Raw genomic sequence first — 18907 nt, 5'->3', positions numbered from 1 at the left:
TCTGGCTTGATTGCTGTTTAGATTCTTTCTAGCATTCCCCATGGTTAGGGGAGGCGCCAGTGTGTATTCAGATACCTTCAACTCAATCCTGCCGATATGAGCTGGATGAATGGAACACACGGCTGACTGAAATCTGTGGTCACTTTGTTACAAACACAGAAGACGGAAGTGTCATGGGAAATGCCTCCATACTCCAGCTTGGCGATGTTGATTGCGCCCGCGTCACTCACAATGCAAGAGAGATCACCCGTGGACCTGCTGATATCAGCAAGGATGGCGAGGCCTATTATTTTCTGATTCTGCAGCTTCGGGGAGAAGCTGAGCTGGAACAGAACGGACAAACCGCGCTGCTTTCCAAGCCCGGAGACATGACGTTGATCGATTCCGTCAAATCCTCCACTTTCCGGGCAAACCGTACTTTAGGGTCTGACCAGATATCCATTCATATCCCGCGCCATTTGCTGCATCGGTATTTCAATTCTGCTTATGCCTGTGGTCGCAAGGTCTCCGCGTTTTCCGGGGCTGGCCAGCTGATCAACGCCCACCTAAATCTGCTGCTTGAAGCGCAGCCGGGAAGTCAGAAACAACATTTGCTCTCAGGCGCTTTCAATGATGTGGTGAGTGCGACCTTTCTTGAAGAAGACACCAGTGCTTTGCAGGAAGGATATGACAAGCTGCAGTTCCTGTTGTCTCTTATTCACGACAATGCGTTGGAAGAGAGCTTCAATATCGATGAGCTTTCAAAGCTTTCCAGCATGTCGCGCAGTAGCATTTATCGTCTTTTCAGAGAACACGGATTGAGCTGTAACGAGCAGATCGCCAAGGTGCGTGTCGGGCGGTTCAAACGCGAGTTATCGCGCCGTCTGCACTCCCGGCAGGCCTTCAGAATCTCTCAGCTGGCGTTTGAGTTTGGCTTTCGTGACCTGTCGACCTTCAACCGAGCATTTCGGGCACAGGTGGGCATGTCTCCACGGACCTTTGCAGAGCAGATCCGGCAGAACGAGCCAGCTGTGAACCGATATGCCTAGTAAATTGCACAGGATGCGCAGACACAGCGATCCGGGCTCGCCTAAGCTTTGATTGGACGGATTTAGGGGGAGAAGACACAGGTGGGTTCATCTCCCCTTCCGATGGGAGGGAACCAATGACTTTAAAGATGCTGGGGGGGCTTGTGGCCGCCTCAATGCTCACGTCTGCCGCGTATGCTGCAGACCCTCATCCACTCGATGGCCTGACGGGAGACGAACTTAATGCGGTTCGTGCAACCCTGATTGTAGCCAATGCTGCCAGTGATAAAACCCTTTATCCGCTGATTGAGCTGTTGGAACCGCACAAGAAAGCGGTCATGAGCAATGCGACAGATGGGAGCCTTGATCGCAGAGCGACTGTTCATTTTCAGGAAGATGGCAAATTTCACCAAGCGGTGGTGAATATCACCAAAGGTACTATCGAAAGCAGATCAGACCTTGAAGGCCAGCCCATGATCATGCTGGCGGACTTTTTGTCGGCTATGGAGATCGCGCTGGGAGATGAGCGCATGGTTGCCGGGCTCGCCAAGCGCGGCCTGACGCCAGATGACGTTTATTGCCTTCCACTGACTGCCGGTAACTTTTTTACTGACGCAGAAAAAGGCAAACGCCTGATGAAGGTGCCTTGTTATGTGAACCCGACAAGCTCCAACTTCTATGCCAAACCGGTTGAGGGGCTGGTGGCTGTGGTGGAGCTTTCTGAGCGTAAAGTTTTGGAAGTTATCGATGAAGGCGCCGTCCCTCTTCCAGAAGATGATTGGGGCTACAACGAGGATGAAGTCGCCAAACGTACAGCATTGAGAGCCAAAACCAATCCGGCACGCCTGCGTCAGGAGGGTGGTCCAAACTTTACCATTGATGGCAGTGAGATCACCTGGGACATCTGGAAGATGCGGTATCGCGTCGACAAACGTCCCGGTCTTGTTCTGTCGCAGGTCAAAGCCAATGATGGTGCGAACTGGCGTTCAGTGCTCTATCAAGCCTCTTTGTCCGAAGTGTTCGTGCCGTATATGGACCCCTCCGCTGGCTGGTATTGGCGGACCTATATGGACAGTGGCGAATACGGGTTTGGCCTCTTCTTGACACCATTGCGCAAGAATGTGGACTGTCCGGATTACGCAACTTTCCTTCCGGCATTAATCCATGATGATATGGGCCAGCCACTGGAGATCCCTGATGCGATTTGCATCTTCGAGCGAGATATCGGAAACCCTGCATGGCGCCACTTTGAAGTCTTTGCCCAGTCAGAAACGGAATTTGTGCCTGCTGAAGGGCGGCCAGAAACAGAACTGGTCATTCGGACCGCCTCTGAGGTTGGCAACTACGACTACCTTATCGACTATCGCTTCAAGCAGGATGGCACGATTTATCTGAAGGTTGGCGCATCTGGTCTGGATGCCGTGAAGGGCGTTGCGTCCAAGTCCTTACAGGATCCAACCGCTGCCGAAGACACGAAATATGGCTCGCTCATTGCGCCCTATCTGGTTGCTCCATTCCACGACCACTACTTCAACTTCCGCCTGGACTTTGACGTAGATGGGCCGGACAACACCATGATGGTGCAGGAAATCGTTGGTGGTGAACCTCCGGTCAATGTGCCACGCCGCTCACTCTGGACGGTTAAGAACACACCGGTCAAAAGTGAGATGGAAGGCCGCTTCCGCCTAAGCTCCATGAAGCCGAAAGCCTTTATGGTGATGAACGGAAATGTGGACGGCTACCTTGGCCACAAACCAGCATACATGCTCCACCACGGTAGCGTGTCCTATGCCCCATTTGACTTTGAAAACGATGCTCCGTTCGTGCGTAACCGCTACATCGAGTACAGTGTCTGGAACACTGCTTACGATCCAAATGAGCGTTATGCAGCTGGCGCGCTTGCCATGGGGTCTGATGGGTCTGATGGTCTGGCAGAATGGGTCAAGCAGGACCGCGAACTCATGAACAAAGATGTGGTCACGTGGTTCACTGCTGGCTTCCACCATGTTCCACGTTTGGAAGATTGGCCGGTCATGTCAACAGAATGGAAGACCATCCATATTCAGCCGATGAACTTCTTCCCTCGCAACCCGGCTCTCACAATCCGGTTGCCTGACGAGTCCAGCTGAGGCTGAGCCCTTGGTTGGAGTATCCTCTATGATTGCTTTCAAACGGATGATGCTCTAACCGAGGCTTTTGTAAGTATACCCCTCACCGGGCACGGGTTTCACGCGCCCGGCCTTGGGGGGTAAATCTATTGTCACTCCGAGTTTTTCCATGAAGGCCTGCATCCACGTCCAAAGGCCATGCCACTCCACGCCGTAAACGATGTTTCCATCAACCACGACGCCTTCATATCCCAGCTTCTCGTAGGTGTTGCCCGCCATCTGAACCTCTGTCTGGCACACAAAGTTTCCCGTCATGGTCTTGCCCTTCAATAGGCCCGTGGCAAGCAGGATCTGCACCCCTCGGCAAATGGAGGCAATCGGTTTGTTTTCCTTGATGAAATGAGATGTTACATCACGGACAATCGGATACGTGCGTAAGTATTCGCACGAGCGACCTCCGGGAAGTACAAGGGCGATGTAATCGGCAGGATTCAGATGCTCAAGAGACACGTTGATGTTGATCCGATGCCCTTCCCATTCAGTGACTGTTTGATAGTCCTTATTGATATCGTGAATGGACGAGGCAACCGTTTCGCCCTCCCGTTTTTTAGGACAGGCAACATGAACTTCATAACCGATGGCTTTCAGCAGCATGAACGGAACAATGACTTCATAGTCCTCGCCAAAGTCACCGGTAATCAGCAGAATCTTGAGCTTCATAAGGACATCCCTCCAAAATAATTGGTGTGAAAGATGCCATGGTGCGCTGAGCAAACTGTTGGGCGATCAACTCAGTTTTGATCCGTGATTAAGTCAGATTGTGCCGAGTTGCTCGTTGATTGGTGGATGGAAGACAAACTGAATACTGAGGCCTTTACCAGAAGCAGGAGAGGATAAAACGAGTTCGGCTTGGTGCAGATCGGCAATGGCTTTCACCAAAGCAAGCCCTAACCCGGCGCCTGGTGTACTCCTGCTCTGCTCCATTCGATACATAGGCTCGACAACGCGTGGATAGTACGCCTCGGGTATACCCGGCCCATTGTCCCGCAGACCAATCGTGTTTCCTGAAACAAACAGCGTAACTTTGGCCTCTATGGGTGTGTGGCGTAAGGCATTTTCAATGAGATTAGCAAGTGCCTGAACAAGAAGCACCTGATCGCCGGATATGCTTCCAGCTTCTTCAATTTCGACGGAAAATGAACGGCCAGTTTCTTCAACCACAGCTTGATAGATTTCGGCAACATTATGGATCAGGTCAGCCAGTTGGATGTGTTGGAACTGTTTTTTTCTTTCGCCAGACTGAACACGCGAAATTCGCAGCAGGGCGTCAAATACCTCAAGCAGATCATCTGTTTTCTTAAGTGCTCCGGCAACGCTTTCTGCATCGCTGACACCTTTTTGGTTTTGCTCCTGTGTCTGTTCCAGTTGCGCTCTGAGACGAGTGAGAGGTGTCTTCAAATCGTGTGCGATATTGACTGACAAGTCGCGAACTTGCTGAAGTGTGGTTGAAAGTCGCTGTGTGGTTTCATCCAGTTTGACGGAAAGAATATCCAGATCGTCTCTGCAGCTTGGAGGTGCAATGCGGGTCGTCAAATCGCCTGCTGCGATCTGATCCAAAGCACGCGTTATTTTGGAGAGCCTCCGCTGCGAGCGCCAGCCAAACCAGAGACCACCGCTCAGCGTAATGAACATCATGACACCACCACTGAACAGGAATGCATAGGGCAATGTATTCAGAAGCTGGTTACGGGCGCGAAGACTGGAACCGATAGCTAACCTGCCTCCCGGGATAGTGCCAATATATACACGCCAACTGGTCTCAGTTTCTGCGTGCTCTTCGGTTTCTTCCTCGTCCTCCTCGTGAAAGTAATAGGGAGCGAGGTTTATAAAGCCTGTCTTTCCGTAAACGTCTGGGATTGGGTACCCATATATTCTGCCAGAGTCTGACTTGAAGCTGACAAACTCATCAAGGCTGAAGTGCTCACTCTCAGATTGATAGGATCCTGCAATGGATTGGTAGGAAACACCTTTAGCGAGATCAGCTTTGATCTGATTGAACTTTGTAAGAAGGTCGTTGTCGATGGTTTGGTTGAGGTTGGCGCGAATAGAAACATCTGCCAGAAAGCCTGTTGCAACCAAGACTCCCAAAAATACCAGTGTGAGCGCAAATGTCTGACGCAGCGCGGACATCTGCCAGAGATGTTTCAAAGAGCTAGTCATCAAGAATATACCCTGCTCCGCGGATTGTTCGAATAAGCTCAATATCAAACGGCTTTTCGATTTTGGCGCGCAGCCGACTGATGTGAGTCTCCACAACACTGCTGGTCGGGTCGAAGTTCATGTCCCAGACCTTCTCCAGCAACATGTTCTTGGTCAGAACACGGCCTTTATTGCGAATGAAGGTTTCAAACAGACGAAATTCTTTGGCATTGAGCGGAACAGGTTGACCAGCCCGCGTACATTGTTGTTTGAGCAAGTTAAGCTGAAATTTTTCGACCTCCAGACAACTAATCGTTTCAGATGAGTTGGTGCTTGGCCGCCGACCGAGGGCAGACACGCGGGCCAACAACTCGGAAAAAGCAAAGGGCTTGGGCAGATAATCATCTCCGCCAGCATCCAGCCCTTCAACGCGATCTTCGACCGAACCTAGCGCTGTCAGAAACAGGACGGGAACTGCATTTTTGGTTGAGCGCAATGCTTTCAGAACCGAGAGGCCATCAAGGCCTGGTGTCATTCGATCCAGAACAATGACGTCGTAGTCCCGTGTTGTTGCATTCAGGAATGCATCGTGCCCGTCTTTGACCCAATCGATGACATGGCCGGCTTTGGAAAGACCATCCTCAACCCATGTTCCGATTTCAACGTCGTCTTCAAGCAAAAGAATGCGCATAAGATACTCTGGCTATAGCTCTGAGATGTGTTTGCACCAACGGTTTGGTTCGGTCAAGCAAGCGCACCAACGCTCAGGAACGTTGATGCGCCCTTCCTCAGGTAATGTTGGGGACTACCCGCGGGAAGTCTCAGCTGTGAGAGCGGCTGGAGCGTTCGTGTTCATGTTCGCGCTGCACTTTATCATCGTGATCGTCACAGTCATTGTGATCGCGATCATCGTCGTAGCCTTTGTCTCCGTCGTGTACATCATGTTCTTCACGATCGTCATGACGGTCTTTGTCATGGTTGTTGTCGTGTTCTGAGCTCTCATCGTAATCTTTGCAGGCCTCTGCTTTTTCGGTTTGGTGTTCTTCCCGAACAGAGCCTGCATCGGCAACAATAAATGGTGTTTTGATCTGGAGGCCTTCTTCCAGATTAGAGGAACCAGCGGCAGCAACAAAACCGGTTGAAGCAACGGTCAAAAGAACGGAACTCATCAAAATACTAATTGTCTTCATAATGTATCTCCTTGGGGGCGTTATTGCCGGGACATCCAAGGAGTACTCATTCAGTTTTTCAGCTGCCGGACATGAACTTTACAAGTTTGTAAACTTACGCGAATTCGTCAAACTCAAATCAATAGAAGCTTTGAGCTTAGTGAACGGGAGAAAAGCGTATCAACCTTGCTCAACATCGTGCGGCCTCAACTCCGTGATTGCATGCTAGCTTTTCCGCTGAGTTCCTGAAGGAAGCTGACTTTCAGCTCTAAAAGAGTTCGCAAACCAGCGTGTGGAGAGCGTTTATGGACGACCCCCAGCAACGGAGAGAGGATGCTGCTCCTGCTCTACAGGATGATCGTTTGATCATTCTCAATGGGGCGTTGTGTTGTTTCGCACGCAACGGTTATTTCAACACCACTTTCAAAGAAATTGCCAAGGAAACCGGGCTTTCACAGCAAACTATCGGATCCATTTTCGCCAGTAAGGATGAGATTCTGGCGGAATATCTGCAAATGTGTGACGACGAGATCGTTCAGCAAATTAAAGAAGAAACTGCATCAGATACAGATGTTCTGGAACGGATTCAGTCCATTTGTGTCACCACCCTCATCTATCTTGGTACACATTCTGAGCTGACCGCGATTTGGGTGGAGTTTTACAAGCACCATGTGGCGCGTGTGGTTTTAAAGAAGTTCTTTGGTCTGCTTCGCACGCGTATTAGTGAGCAGATTATTGAGGGAATGGAAAATGGCGTTATCCGGCAGGCAAATGCAACGCATATCGTGGAGGCCATTGTCGAGTTGTTTGAAGGGACTCTGATCCTCAGCCGTTTGGAAGGCACGAACAATGAAGTAGAACGACGCTTCCTTGCTTCCTGGGAGGTGATGGTGGAAGGGCTCGTACAGAAATAGCAGGGCTTGGTAAGAGCCCGTGATTACCACAGGCTCTCTGTGTTTTACTGAGCTGCAACCACAGTAAACTCAACCAGAATGTCTGGACGAGCCATGCGTGCTTCAACGCAGGCACGTGCTGGCTTTTCACCCTCTGCAACCCAGGCATCCCACACGGCGTTCATCGCAGCGAAGTCTTTCATATCGCGCACATAAATGGTGGTGGACAGGATCTTGTTGCGATCGCTGCCAGCTTGTTCCAGCAGGGCATCAACTTTGGCCAGACAGCGTTTTGTCTGTTCGGTGATGTCCCAGCTTGGATCATCAGCAGCCGTCTGTCCGCACAGATAAATTGTGCCGTTGTGCTTCACGATCTTACTCATGCGGTGGTTGGAATCCACACGTTCAATTGTCATGGTTTACTTTCCTGTTGTCTTGGAAATCTTGGGAGCTAAAGAACCTTGCGTTCAAAGCGGTCGATGCGGAACGGGTTCAGGTCAAAACTGGTTTTTCCTGTGGTGATCAACTGCGCGAGTACATCACCAACGACTGGTCCGAGCTGGAACCCATGGGCCGAAAAGCCGAAGGCATGGTAGGCATTGCGCGCATTCACCACTGCCCCAATCACAGGCAGGTTGTCGGGCATGTAAGCTTCCAGTCCAGCCCACATCCGGTTGATGACGGCTGTCTTCATGATTGGGAAAAAGGTTTTGGTTGTCTCAGCTGCAAGGGCCAGCTTCTTGTAATCCAGTGTCGTGCGATTGTTGTCGCGATCCGCAAAACCTTTGGCGCCACCACCGATGAGCACAGTGCCATTTTCGAACTGCTTGAACGACAGCTGACGAGAGATGGCGCCTACGACCGGACCAGCAAAATGCGGCATTCGGGCGGTGATCATCAACATAGGCGCGCTGTAAGAGAGCGGGGTGTTGTCGCCCATCATCATGGCAGTTTTGTCCGCCCATGCTCCAGAGCAGTTGATCACAGTGCCTGTGTCATAGCTGGCTTTGTCGGTTCGCACCTGCCAGGCATCGCCAATTTGGCGTAGGTTTGCGAGCGTCTCACCTTCATGAAACGTTGCGCTAAATCGCTCAGCTGCACGGCGAAAAGCACTGGTTGTCTTGTAAGGGATAGCATAGCCGTCTTGTTCTGACACAACGCCGCCCACACAGTTATGCGCCACATGAGGCAACCGCTCGCGCAGTTCCTGCTGGTCGATCTGTATTTCGTGATCGTAACCCAATCCGGCGAGCTTAGTGGTCCGTGTCCTGATCGTGCTCATGTCTGTGTCATCAATGGCAATGTTGATCAGGCTACGCCTGCGAAAACCAGTATCGCCCTCAAGTTCATCATCCAGTGTTTGCCAGCGGGACATGGCTTCTTTGGAGAGCGGCACCTCAGCAAAATCTCGGCCTAACAACCGCACACCACCTGCGTTGACACCGGAGGCATGACGGCCAACATAGTCCTTTTCCAGCACCAGCGTCTTCATACCAGCCTTGGACAGATAGTAAGCCGTTGCGCTGCCGTGAATGCCGCCGCCAATGATGATTGCATCAAAATTCATGCGGACACCTCAGCCGGGTTTTGTGCTGGTTTGACGTTTTGGAACTGACTTAACTCATCAACACTGAGTAACCTTTGCGGAGAGCGCAGGCGATAATAGCCGATGTCAGAAACAGGCTTGTTCTGCCAGTCAGCAAGCAACTCACTGACGGTATGCCCGCATTGGCGGCCCTGACACGGGCCCATTCCACAGCGGGTCAATGCTTTAAGCGCGTTCGGGTCTTTCGCTCCTTGCTCAAATCCAGCACGCAGCTGACCCATTGTTTGCTCTTCACAGCGGCATACCAGCGTGCTGGACGCAGCAGGGATGCGATGCTCTGGTGTTGGTGCATAATACGCATCAAGAAAACTGCGGAAGGCTTTGAAGGACTTCATGGCTCTCAGATGATCAGAACTTTGTTGCTGCAGACTTGCCTCGCTGAGTTTGCCAAGTTTGCTCATGGCCTTAAGTGCTGCAAGGCGTCCGGCATGTCGCGCAGCTTCCGCCCCCTGAATACCAGCTGCATCACCGACCACTGCAATGTGTGGGATCGAGCTTTGGCCCCAGTCGTCCAGTGTCGGTGTCCAGCACAGTTGTTGCTCTGCCCAATGATGTTCCATACCAAGTGCGCGGGTCATGTTGAGGTTGGGTATGACGCCCTGATGCAGGAAGATATGATCTGCGTTGACGGAGTGGGTTCGTCCATCCTGTTCAAACTGAAGGCCAACGGCCTTGCTTTCTCCAAGCACGCTCAGGTTTGAGGCATGGCGGAAGACGGGAACACCAGCACGGCGAATTTCATTGAGGAGCATCAGACCTTTGATGAGGTAGGCTGGTTTGCGGAGCGCACCACCAATGTACTGCATCGCGCGGCCAACACCACCTGCTGGCGTTGTGTCCACTACAGCGTTGACGGTTACACCAAGCCGCAGATACTGAGCCACGATCAGGTAAAGCAAAGGTCCGGAGCCAGCAAAGATAGCACCATCTTTGACCATGCCGTCAGACTTGAGCATCACTTGTGCGCTGCCTGCTGTCATCACTCCTGGCAAATGCCAGCCTTCAATAGGGAACGGGCGTTCCATCGCGCCCGGACTGATGATGAGTTCACGTGCAACAAGACGGCGGGTCTGATTGTCTTGGGAGTACAGGACCTCGCCGTTTTCTCCGATATGCCAGACATCCGCATTTTGGTGGCGGTCAATGTCTGCCTCCATAAAGGCTTCAACCAACTCCGCGCCCTCGGTGTATTCACTCCCGAGAACGGACGGGTCCAACAAGGGGCTTTGCGTCACGTCCCGGTAGATCTGCCCGCCGGGAGTTGCCTTGCGATCAAGCACCGCGACCGAGGCTCCCTGCTGTGCTGCCTCTAGTGCGGCGGACATGCCGGCCGGGCCTGCCCCGATGATTGCGATATCAAAAATGTCACTCATGATCAGCACTCTCTTTTTGATGAAGTGCAGCAATGGATTGTTCGGTCAGGTCTTGGCTACAGACGTGCATGCCCTCTTCTACCGTCGTCAGGCAGGCCTGCTGGTTAGGCACGCCATTGACCTCAACGAGACACTCAAAGCACACGCCCATGGCGCAATAAGCGGAGCGTGGTTGGCCCGAGACTGAAGCAAGGCGGGTTTGTGTTTCACCGTGCAACGCCATGGCTGCCCAAAGGCTGGAGCCTTCAGCAACCTGAACCATCTGCCCGTTGATGTTGATGGAGACGCTTTGGGTCTCGGGTTTGCGCAGTGAGCGGAACATTGGACCTGACCTTTAGTGGCAAGCTTTAAAAACAAGTGGGTTTCCCAATGAAACCGGGAGGATCAGGCAGCTCAGGTGAAACCGGGATTGGGATCCGGTTAGGGAACAAAGTTGCCTGATCCTTTGGAGACCTATCGGTCTGGACTGTTAGTTCTTGATTTTTTCAAGAATGGACTGACCCCAGTCAGCACCAACATCGTTCAGGATCTGTGGCCATACGTCTGCGCGAACTTTCTTGGCCGCTGCTGCCAGCTCATCATCCGAGAGATTGACGATGGTTGCTCCGTAGTCTGCCAGTTTCTGCTCAAACGCACCCTGATCGGATTCCGCTTTAGCCCAACGCTTGGCTTCAAACTCTTTTGCTGCTTCTACGAGTGCTTTGCGGGAGCTTTCGTCAAGACCTTCAAAACGTTCGGAGTTGATGATCAGGTACCAGACTTCGAAGTGCGTGTTCACCGGGATGTAGGTTTTCGCAACATCGCGGAAAGAGGCGTAATAACCTTCAGCACCGGAGCCCACGACACCATCAACAACACCGGTCTGAACAGCGGTGAAGGCTTCTGAGAATGGGATTGGGGAGCTGATGTAACCCAGAGCATCTGCTGTCAGCTGGAAGCTCTTGATGCCAGGTACACGAACTTTGATGCCTTTGTCAGCGTTTGGATCACCTGGAGCCACCGCATCACGATTCAGCGCGATACCGCCGAAGTACACCGGATAAGCTGCCAGCATGGTGATGTCCTGCTTGGCGTAAAGCTCTTTCATCGCGTCATGTATTGCGCCTCCCGGACCGTAAATCTTTTGCGCCTGCTCCCAGTTTTCTGCCACATATGGGAAGGCACTGATCTGCATTTTACGCTCAACAGCGGTTGCTGCTGGCTGTACGGCCATGTCGATCGCACCAACGGAAATACGCTCTTGCACAGTGGTGTAGTCACCCAGTGCGCTTGCTGCGAAGATCTTCATCTTCAGGTCGCCATTGGTTGCTTTCTTCAACTCTTCAGCAAGGTCTTTCACTTCCAGATCAACAGTTGCGCCTTGCGGACGGATGTGGCTGATCTTCAGCGTTTTGGCGTGTGCGACGGATGCTGCACTTACACCACCAATGATGGTTGCCAGCGCAAGGGTCGTTTTCAATGCCTTCAAAATCATAGATCACCTCTGTGTTTTGTTTTCAATCGCAACTGAGGTTGCTGTTATCGGAGCTGCTCCCACAGCTCGCTTTGGGCTCTTGTCTGGTGATGGGGTCAGTAACCAAAGAGCCGGGGAATGAAGAGAGACAGGTCTGCCCAGAAGGAGGTCAGGAACACCACTGGCAGATAGCCAAACAGGATCAGGATCATGGCCGGGCGGATCACCTGTGTGACTGGCACCTTGCCGATGCGTGCGCCCAGATAGAGGATCGAAGCGTATGGAGGGGTTACGCCGCCCATAGCTGTGTTAACGCCCATGATCGCTGCAAACTGGATCGGGCTGATGCCGATGGCTTCCATGAGCGGCAGCAGCAGCGGGGCAATCAGGATGATCGCAGTCACGTCATTCACCACCATGCCCACAAGGAACAGCAGGATGTTGATGAGGATCAGCAGCAGTACCTTGTTCTCCGTAATGGAGAAGATCGCTTCAACCAGCTCCTGCGGCACACTTTCCAGCACGAACATCTGGGAGAGAATCATGGAGAACAAGATCATCAGCATGATCGCGCCAACGGAGGTTGCTGCCTCTTTACCCGCACCGAGGAATGTTTTGGCATCCAACCCGCGGTAGATAAGGAAACCGACAGGGATCGCGTAAATCACTGCAACAGCCGCAGCTTCTGTCGGGGTCATGATGCCACCGTAGATGCCGCCGAGGATGATAACGGGCATGAGAAGCGCTGGAGTTGCCTTGAACCCGCGGTGGCTGGCTTCCTGCACAAATGCTTTGCCGCGTGGGCGGTCTTCCAACTTCAGGTCAAACTTGCGGGCCAGGCGCAGGTTTACAACGGAGAAGCTGGACATGATCAGCAGGCCCGGGCCAAGCGTTGCGAGGAAGCAGGCGAGGATAGACGTGTCAGTTACCCAGCCGTAGACGATCATGGTCACGCTTGGTGGGATCAGCAGGCCAAGCAAGGATGCGTTGGCGATGAGCGCAGTTGCATAGGCACGCGGGTAGCCCTGCTTTTCCATCTCAGGAATGAGGAGTGGACCAATAGCGGCAACGCCAGTCAGGCCAGAGCCGGAAATCGCACCGATCAACGCACAGCTGACGGTGGCCACAACGCCCAGACCGCCACGCAAATGGCCGATGAAGATGTTGACGAAGTTGAGCAAACTGGCGGCGATGCCACTGACGCTCATAATTGTGCCCGCCAGAACAAACAGCGGAATAGCAAGCAGCACCGGGTTGCCGAGCTGCTGGAAGCCCCAAAGCATGTTGCCCTTCATGATGACGTCACCAGCGAAGTACATGGTCATCAGGCCCGCGCCAAAGCAGTAAGGCAGCGGTACGCCAAGAGTGAGCAGAATTACGAGAACTGCAACGGAAAGAAGTGCGATCTCAACCATATCAGGCCAGCTCCTCTTTTGGGGATTCTGTGGTGGTTGGGAGCGGCTCAGGGAACGTCCCTGTCAAAACCTGATGGATGTGTCGGCCCAGCTGAATTGCGGTGAACACCATCATCAGGACAAGGCCAGTGATCAGCGCGATGTCCACGTAAAAGGTCGGGATGTAGAGGGTCGGGCTCTCGCGCCATACACGCATCGAATACTTGGTAAAGTCCCATGCCCAGTAGGTGAGCCAGCAGCCAATTGCGAGGCTCAGCGCTTCACCAACGAGGGCGAGCACGGCCACTTGCTTCGGCGTTTTCAGGAAGATTTCCAGAACATTGGCACGGATATGACTGTTCTCGCGGGAGGCATTAACTGCGCCCACCATGTAGAGCCACATTGTTGGATAGAGCAGACTTTCTTCCAGCCCCAAAACTGGAATCTCAAGCAGGTATCGCGTGATCACCTGTACAAATTGGCCCAGTGCAACAAGGCAAATCAGCCCCGTCAGCAGCAGGCTCATTAAGCGATCCATCAGCAATCCTCCCTAAGTAGATGTCCGCAGCGCTGTTCGGGGAAGATTTCGATTTTGACCTATAAAATCAAAGTGATTTAATCTATTAAGGTATAGGAAAAAGTTATGAGGTTGGTAATTGCCTCACAATAACAGGTGGTTACATGAACCTAAGTTTTCGACAGTTGCAGGCATTTCGTGAAGTAATGCGAACAGGCTCTATCTCCGAAGCAGCACGTACCTTGGGCCGAACGCAACCTGCGGTAAGTTCTCTCATTGCGAACCTTGAGCAGGAGCTCGGGATCGAACTGTTTGAACGTCAGCGCGGTAAACTGATCCGCAAACCGGAAGCGCAGTTCTTCTTGGGGGAAGCGGAAGCTATTCTGGACCGTCTGGCCCGTTCCACCCGCACCATGCGCGAGATCGGCTCTTTGCAACAAGGACGGCTCAATGTGGCGTTCATGCCTGCGTCTTCTCAGGTGCTCATTCCGCAACTGATCTCAGAGTTTGTGCATGACAAGCCGGAGGTGAAGGTTTCGCTGATGATGCGCGGGTCTAACGTGATTGAAGAGTGGGTCGCCTCTCAGCAATATGATGTGGGACTGGCAGAAACTCCCGCTCCCAACAGTGCGCTGATCACGCATGATTTCCTGCTCAATTGCATTTGTGCTTTGCGCAGCGATGATCCATTGGCACGCAAGGAGATTATTGAAGCGAAAGACCTTTCGGGCAAGCCATTGGCGACACTGCCAGAGATGCATCCAAATTGCGTTTCCACGCGGATGGCATTTGATGAGCAGAAAGCGGTGTTCAATCAACGCTTCGAGTTACGCAACTTCCTCCCTGCACTGAAGCTGGTGGAAGATGGCTTGTGCTATTGCATTTGTGACCCAATGACAGCGGATGGGTATCTGAACACTGCACGGGAACACAGCTCTCTCGTTTTCCGCCCGTTTGCACCCAAGGTGGTGCTGGCAATCTCAATCTTGCTGCCATCACAGCGGCCAGCGTCTGTCCTGGCAGATGCGTTCAGCGAAAAGCTACTGAGTGCGGTCACTGAGATTGAAAGGAAGCAATGGGGTGATTTTTATGGGGGGGCACAATAGTTGTGAGAGGTAGTGCGTATTCCCGATATTAGGGCCAGATAAGTTTCGGGAATACGCAGTAACGGGAGAGTTTGCTCACCCGCTATTCGATATTATCAGTTCGCTTGTACTGCGCTTTGCAGCTTATGGATTTGCTCTTGCAGTTCAGCGATCTTCTGTTCTTTTTCTTCCAGAGCGGATTTGATCCAATCTGCGTCGATGCGCACTGGAATGTGCTGCGGGCAGTTGGCATCCCATGCATCAACACTGAAGATAATTGCCTGCTCTGGTGCTGCACGATAGGGTTGATCGTAGTCCATCAGCTGTTCAATCAAGCCTGGGTCATCCTCGATGACCTTAGCTGTGCCCCAGATCTTGATCCGCGTCTTTTGCACGTAATCGATTAGAAATATGAAGGCTTTGGAATTATCCTCCAGATTTCCCTGACTGATGTACTGACGGTTGCCGCGAAAATCCGCAAACCCGAGGTGGCGATTGTCCAACACCTTAAGGAACCCGGTTGGGCCCCCGCGATGCTGAATATAGGGTTGGCCATCAGCATTGGACGTTGCCAGAAAGAAACTGCGCTGATCGGCGATGTACCGCGCCAGTTCTTCTGTTACTTCGTTCTTCCAACCACCGCCCTCTTCCATGCTGGCATAGCCGCGTCGCGAGCCTTTGCGGCTCTGGATCGCTTTCACTCTGGGAGTGAAGGCAATATCACTGGAATACATGGGGTTTCCTCCAGTTAAAGACCCAGATCACTCAGGCTTGCATGATCATCAGGGCGGCGACCCAGCGGCCAATGGAACTTGCGTTCTTCTGGTGTGATCGGATGCTCGTTGATGCTTGCAATCCGGCGCTTCATGAGGCCGTCCTCTGCAAACTCCCAGTTTTCATTGCCGTAGGCTCTGAACCACTGTCCGGAGTCGTCATGATACTCGTAGGCAAAGCGAACCGCGATCCGGTCTCCCTCAAAGGCCCATAGCTCTTTAATAAGGCGGTAATCGAGCTCTCGGGTCCATTTGCGAGTGAGCAGCTGCTCAATCTCAGGGCGTCCAGTTACAAATTCTGCTCTGTTCCGCCATTGGCAGTCTGGCGTGTAGGCCAAAGCTACTTTTTGCGGATCTCTAGAGTTCCAGCCATCTTCCGCCGCACGGATTTTGATGCTGGCTGTTTCCCGTGTGAATGGAGGGAGTGGTGGTCTGGTCATGACGATCTCCGGAAGGGTGGCAGGTGGATTGGGCTCCACCCGCCCGTGGTGTCAGGCAAGTTCTTTAACAGCAGGGAAGTCAACTTCGGTTCCCAAAACTTCGTTCATGTAGTTGGTCAGCGTGTTCAGAGCGACATGGCCAACAATTTCAACGAGTTCCGCATCAGAATAACCAGCGTCGCGTACAGCCCGCACCTGCGCATCAGAAACCTTTCCGCGGTTTTTGACGATTGCGACGGCAAACTCGACGGCAACGGCTGCTTTCGCATCTTCAGAACTGCCGCGGCGGTTCTTGGCAATTTCATCTGCAGAGAGTTTGGCAAGGTTGGATGCAAGGTAAGTATGCGCGGAGAGGCAGTAGTTACAGCCATTCTGCTCGCCAACGGCCAATGCGAGACGCTCACGCGTAGCAGCAGGCAGTGTTCCTTTGCCGAGCGCACCGTTCAAACCGAGGTAACCTTCCAGCGCCTGCGGGCTGTTGGCAACAATTCGGAACAGATTTGGCACCGAGCCGAGCTGAGAGTTGACGGCCTGAAGGGAAGTCTGGGAGCCCTGAGGAGCTGCCTCAATGGAAGATGGGGTAGGAATGCGTGACATTATTTTATCTCCATATTTTTGAAATCGGATGATGGTCTTCATGTAACCAATGTTTGAAAGGAAATAATTGGGCTTCTGTGCAATTCACTATTACACTCAGCGCAATAAATGAGCGTGATTGTGGGATTGAAATGGATAAGCTCGAAACAATGCAGGTGTTTGTAGAAGTGGCTGAACGGGAAAGCTTCGTGGAAGCCAGCAAAAAGCTTGGCCTTTCAGCTCCTGCGGTAACGCGCTCTATTGCCCGGCTGGAGCAATCTCTCGGAACAAGATTATTCAACCGAACCACGCGCCACGTCCGACTGACGGATGCAGGCAGGCACTATCTTTGCGATGTAAAAGGCATTTTGGAGAGTGTCGAGCAGGCAGAAGCGTTTGTCAGCGGCAGTTATGCCAAGCCGATCGGAGAGCTTTCCATCACAGCGCCCATACTGTTTGGGCAAAAGTACATCATCCCTCTGATCACAGAGTACCTCGACCTCTACCCTGAAGTGACTGCCAATGCCGAGTTCTACGACCGTATCGTCAATATGGTGGAAGATAATCTGGACGTGGCGTTCCGTATCGGACACCTGCAGGATTCCGGGCTTTATGCGACCCGCGTGGGCAGCATCCGCCGGGTGATTTGTGCTTCACCAGCTTACTTTAGCGTGCACGGCACCCCGCAAACACCGTCAGACCTTGCCGAACACAAAATCATCCAGCCGACATCGGTTGAAACGAGCAACCATTGGAAGTTTGCAGGAGAGAAGGCCGAGGTGGTGAAGATCAATCCGCATTTGCGCTGCAACCACAATTGCGCAGCTATTCAGGCAGCAACAGGCGGGGCTGGCATTACCCGATTGCTGTCCTATCAGGTGGCGAAAGACGTTTCGAACGGTGTGCTTCAGCTGGCGCTGGAGGATTATGAGCCTGAGCCGCTTCCAGTCCACATCGTTTATATGGAAGGCCGCCGTGCCAGCGCAAAAGTGCGGTCTTTCGTGGACTTCGCCGCTGAGCGCTTGCGAGACAATCCGTTTATCGGTGATTGATGTTTAAAAGGTGAAACGCCCGGAGTGCTGATATCGCATCCGGGCGTCTTTCGTTTAGTTAAGCGTCTTCCAGCTCTGCTTGCTCATTGAAGTTTGGCGGTCGCTTTTCAAGGAACGCGGCCATGCCCTCTTTTTGAGCGGGAGAGCCAAACAAGGCATGGTACATCTGCCGTTCAAAGCGGATACCATTTTCCAATGAGTTTTCATCCGCCGCATTCACGCAGGCCCGTGCCATCATGGTGATGTCCCGCGCATATCCCGCTATGGTTTTTGCGGTCTCATTCGCAACGGTCATCAGCTCGTCAGCAGGGATCTTTCGGCTGATGAGACCCATGTCGTAAGCCTCTTGCGCGTCAATCATGCGGCCCGTGAGGATGAGATCCATGGCGCGTGCTTTACCAACCAACTTAGTCAGACGCTGAGACCCACCGATGCCTGGAATACAACCGATTTTCACTTCTGGTTGGCCAAACCTGGCCGTGTCTGACGCCAAAATGATATCGCACATCATGGCGACCTCACAGCCGCCGCCCAAGGCATAGCCGGAGACCGCTGCAATCTTCGGGATGCGAAGCGCTGCAAAACGATCCCATCCGGCGAAGAAGTTGCTGGCGTACATGCTGGCATAATCCTGCACGTTGAGCTCTGCGATATCAGCACCAGCTGCAAAGGCTCGATCATTACCAGTCAGAATTAGGCAGCCGATGGCAGGATCTGCATCATACTTGGTTGCCGCATCCAACACCTCTTCCAGAACCTGGGAGTTAAGTGCATTCAGCGCTTTTGGCCGATTGAAGCGAATGGTTGCAACGCGCCCTTCAACGGATGTTTCAATGGTTTCATACATGATCAGCTATCCCAAATCGCGCCGTAAGCAGGAATGCCGAAGCTTTCCATGTCGTGAACGAGTTTGCGGGTCAGTTTCTGGTTGGAAATCACGATAACAGCCTCTGCACCGCTCTCTTCAACCGCTTTCAGAGTTAATGCGGTCAGATCAGGCTTTCCTTGAGAATCCGTATCCCAGATCACCGGATCCTCAGTGCTTGCCTCAATCTCATCAACGAAAGCATCGCCATAGGTTTTACGTGGGTTGCGTGTGGACCAAATCACCTTGTTCGGCACGTCACCTGCGAGCAGATGCGGCACGATTGGGCCAATGCCAGAACCTGTGCCCACATAGACCACCTTCTTGAACAACACCTCGATACGCGCAACACCAGAGGTGGTGATGCCCTTCACCCAAACATGGCTTGGCGGGGTTT

Annotated in this window: 20 protein-coding genes and 1 pseudogene; 5 read left to right on the top strand and 16 right to left on the bottom strand. The window is 52.6% G+C overall.

The features are described from left to right. Nucleotides 1–59: 59 nt before the first annotated feature. Together PsW74_RS00875 and PsW74_RS00870 are read left to right on the top strand one after the other, a co-directional pair. The gene (locus PsW74_RS00875; protein ID WP_063287604.1) at nucleotides 60–1028 is read left to right on the top strand and encodes a helix-turn-helix domain-containing protein; all 969 of its coding nucleotides are present in this window, start codon (nucleotides 60–62) and stop codon (nucleotides 1026–1028) included. A gap of 116 nt (nucleotides 1029–1144) precedes the next feature. Continuing rightward, nucleotides 1145–3136 (top strand): tyramine oxidase, encoded by a 1992-nt coding sequence (locus tag PsW74_RS00870; RefSeq protein WP_063287605.1) that lies wholly within the window; start codon nucleotides 1145–1147, stop codon nucleotides 3134–3136. 54 nt (nucleotides 3137–3190) lie between these two features. Here PsW74_RS00870 and PsW74_RS00865 read toward each other — a convergent pair whose 3' ends face one another. From PsW74_RS00865 to PsW74_RS00850, 4 genes are all read right to left on the bottom strand, one after another. Then, nucleotides 3191–3835, bottom strand: a complete 645-nt coding sequence (locus tag PsW74_RS00865; RefSeq protein ID WP_063287606.1) for a DJ-1/PfpI family protein — start codon at nucleotides 3833–3835, stop codon at nucleotides 3191–3193. A gap of 93 nt (nucleotides 3836–3928) precedes the next feature. After that, nucleotides 3929–5335, bottom strand: a complete 1407-nt coding sequence (locus PsW74_RS00860; RefSeq protein WP_063287607.1) for a HAMP domain-containing sensor histidine kinase — start codon at nucleotides 5333–5335, stop codon at nucleotides 3929–3931. Further along, nucleotides 5328–6005, bottom strand: coding sequence for a response regulator transcription factor (locus PsW74_RS00855; protein ID WP_063287608.1), 678 nt, complete (start codon nucleotides 6003–6005; stop codon nucleotides 5328–5330). The genes PsW74_RS00860 and PsW74_RS00855 overlap by 8 nt, the downstream gene beginning before the upstream one ends. 130 nt (nucleotides 6006–6135) lie before the next feature. Continuing rightward, nucleotides 6136–6504 (bottom strand): hypothetical protein, encoded by a 369-nt coding sequence (locus PsW74_RS00850; RefSeq protein WP_063287609.1) that lies wholly within the window; start codon nucleotides 6502–6504, stop codon nucleotides 6136–6138. Between the two features lie 284 nt (nucleotides 6505–6788). Between PsW74_RS00850 and PsW74_RS00845 the strand changes: the two genes are divergently transcribed. Next, nucleotides 6789–7397 carry a TetR/AcrR family transcriptional regulator gene (locus tag PsW74_RS00845; protein WP_063287610.1) on the top strand — a complete coding sequence of 203 codons (609 nt, stop codon included), beginning with the start codon at nucleotides 6789–6791 and terminating at the stop codon, nucleotides 7395–7397. A 44-nt stretch (nucleotides 7398–7441) separates the two neighbouring features. Here PsW74_RS00845 and PsW74_RS00840 read toward each other — a convergent pair whose 3' ends face one another. The 7 genes from PsW74_RS00840 to PsW74_RS00810 all read right to left on the bottom strand — a co-directional run bounded on the left by PsW74_RS00840 (nucleotide 7442) and on the right by PsW74_RS00810 (nucleotide 13740). Continuing rightward, the gene (locus PsW74_RS00840; protein ID WP_063287611.1) at nucleotides 7442–7792 is read right to left on the bottom strand and encodes a RidA family protein; all 351 of its coding nucleotides are present in this window, start codon (nucleotides 7790–7792) and stop codon (nucleotides 7442–7444) included. Between the two features lie 35 nt (nucleotides 7793–7827). Continuing rightward, on the bottom strand, nucleotides 7828–8943 hold the full coding sequence (locus PsW74_RS00835; protein ID WP_063287612.1) for an FAD-binding oxidoreductase: 1116 nt from the start codon (nucleotides 8941–8943) through the stop codon (nucleotides 7828–7830). Then, entirely contained in the window at nucleotides 8940–10355 is a 1416-nt protein-coding gene (locus PsW74_RS30085) for an NAD(P)/FAD-dependent oxidoreductase (RefSeq protein ID WP_063287613.1), read from the bottom strand. The genes PsW74_RS00835 and PsW74_RS30085 overlap by 4 nt, the downstream gene beginning before the upstream one ends. Further along, nucleotides 10348–10677, bottom strand: a complete 330-nt coding sequence (locus tag PsW74_RS00825) for a (2Fe-2S)-binding protein (RefSeq protein WP_057461318.1) — start codon at nucleotides 10675–10677, stop codon at nucleotides 10348–10350. The genes PsW74_RS30085 and PsW74_RS00825 overlap by 8 nt, the downstream gene beginning before the upstream one ends. Before the next feature lie 147 nt (nucleotides 10678–10824). Beyond that, on the bottom strand, nucleotides 10825–11829 hold the full coding sequence (dctP, locus tag PsW74_RS00820) for a TRAP transporter substrate-binding protein DctP (RefSeq protein WP_063287614.1): 1005 nt from the start codon (nucleotides 11827–11829) through the stop codon (nucleotides 10825–10827). 95 nt (nucleotides 11830–11924) lie between these two features. Next, nucleotides 11925–13223 carry a TRAP transporter large permease gene (locus tag PsW74_RS00815; protein WP_057461316.1) on the bottom strand — a complete coding sequence of 433 codons (1299 nt, stop codon included), beginning with the start codon at nucleotides 13221–13223 and terminating at the stop codon, nucleotides 11925–11927. Between the two features lies 1 nt (nucleotide 13224). Then, nucleotides 13225–13740, bottom strand: coding sequence for a TRAP transporter small permease subunit (locus PsW74_RS00810; RefSeq protein ID WP_063287615.1), 516 nt, complete (start codon nucleotides 13738–13740; stop codon nucleotides 13225–13227). Nucleotides 13741–13883: 143 nt separating this feature from the next. Here PsW74_RS00810 and PsW74_RS00805 point away from each other — a divergent pair, with 143 nt between their 5' ends. Continuing rightward, nucleotides 13884–14825 (top strand): LysR substrate-binding domain-containing protein, encoded by a 942-nt coding sequence (locus PsW74_RS00805; RefSeq protein ID WP_063287616.1) that lies wholly within the window; start codon nucleotides 13884–13886, stop codon nucleotides 14823–14825. Between the two features lie 95 nt (nucleotides 14826–14920). Here the strand turns inward: PsW74_RS00805 and PsW74_RS00800 are convergent, their stop codons facing one another. From PsW74_RS00800 to PsW74_RS00790, 3 genes are read right to left on the bottom strand one after another with little or no spacing between them, the layout of a single operon-like run. Beyond that, entirely contained in the window at nucleotides 14921–15538 is a 618-nt protein-coding gene (locus PsW74_RS00800; RefSeq protein ID WP_063287617.1) for a pyridoxamine 5'-phosphate oxidase family protein, read from the bottom strand. A gap of 14 nt (nucleotides 15539–15552) precedes the next feature. Next, a complete protein-coding gene (locus tag PsW74_RS00795) occupies nucleotides 15553–16017 on the bottom strand; it encodes a nuclear transport factor 2 family protein (RefSeq protein ID WP_063287618.1) in 465 nt (154 codons plus the stop codon). 51 nt (nucleotides 16018–16068) lie between these two features. Further along, nucleotides 16069–16614: a carboxymuconolactone decarboxylase family protein gene (locus PsW74_RS00790; protein WP_063287619.1), complete on the bottom strand. Its 546-nt coding sequence runs from the start codon at nucleotides 16612–16614 to the stop codon at nucleotides 16069–16071. A 131-nt stretch (nucleotides 16615–16745) separates the two neighbouring features. Between PsW74_RS00790 and PsW74_RS00785 the strand changes: the two genes are divergently transcribed. Beyond that, nucleotides 16746–17645 (top strand): LysR family transcriptional regulator, encoded by a 900-nt coding sequence (locus PsW74_RS00785; protein WP_063287620.1) that lies wholly within the window; start codon nucleotides 16746–16748, stop codon nucleotides 17643–17645. 58 nt (nucleotides 17646–17703) lie between these two features. Here PsW74_RS00785 and PsW74_RS00780 read toward each other — a convergent pair whose 3' ends face one another. Together PsW74_RS00780 and PsW74_RS00775 are read right to left on the bottom strand one after the other, a co-directional pair. After that, nucleotides 17704–18492 (bottom strand): enoyl-CoA hydratase-related protein, encoded by a 789-nt coding sequence (locus PsW74_RS00780; protein ID WP_063287621.1) that lies wholly within the window; start codon nucleotides 18490–18492, stop codon nucleotides 17704–17706. A gap of 2 nt (nucleotides 18493–18494) precedes the next feature. Continuing rightward, nucleotides 18495–18907: pseudogene (locus PsW74_RS00775) on the bottom strand (hypothetical protein); the annotation flags it as partial.

Origin of the sequence: Pseudovibrio sp. W74 (genome assembly GCF_001623085.1) — a bacterium.
Classification (GTDB): domain Bacteria; phylum Pseudomonadota; class Alphaproteobacteria; order Rhizobiales; family Stappiaceae; genus Pseudovibrio.
Note: the sequence above shows the minus strand (reverse complement) of the source record. Positions and strands in the feature narration are given on the sequence as shown.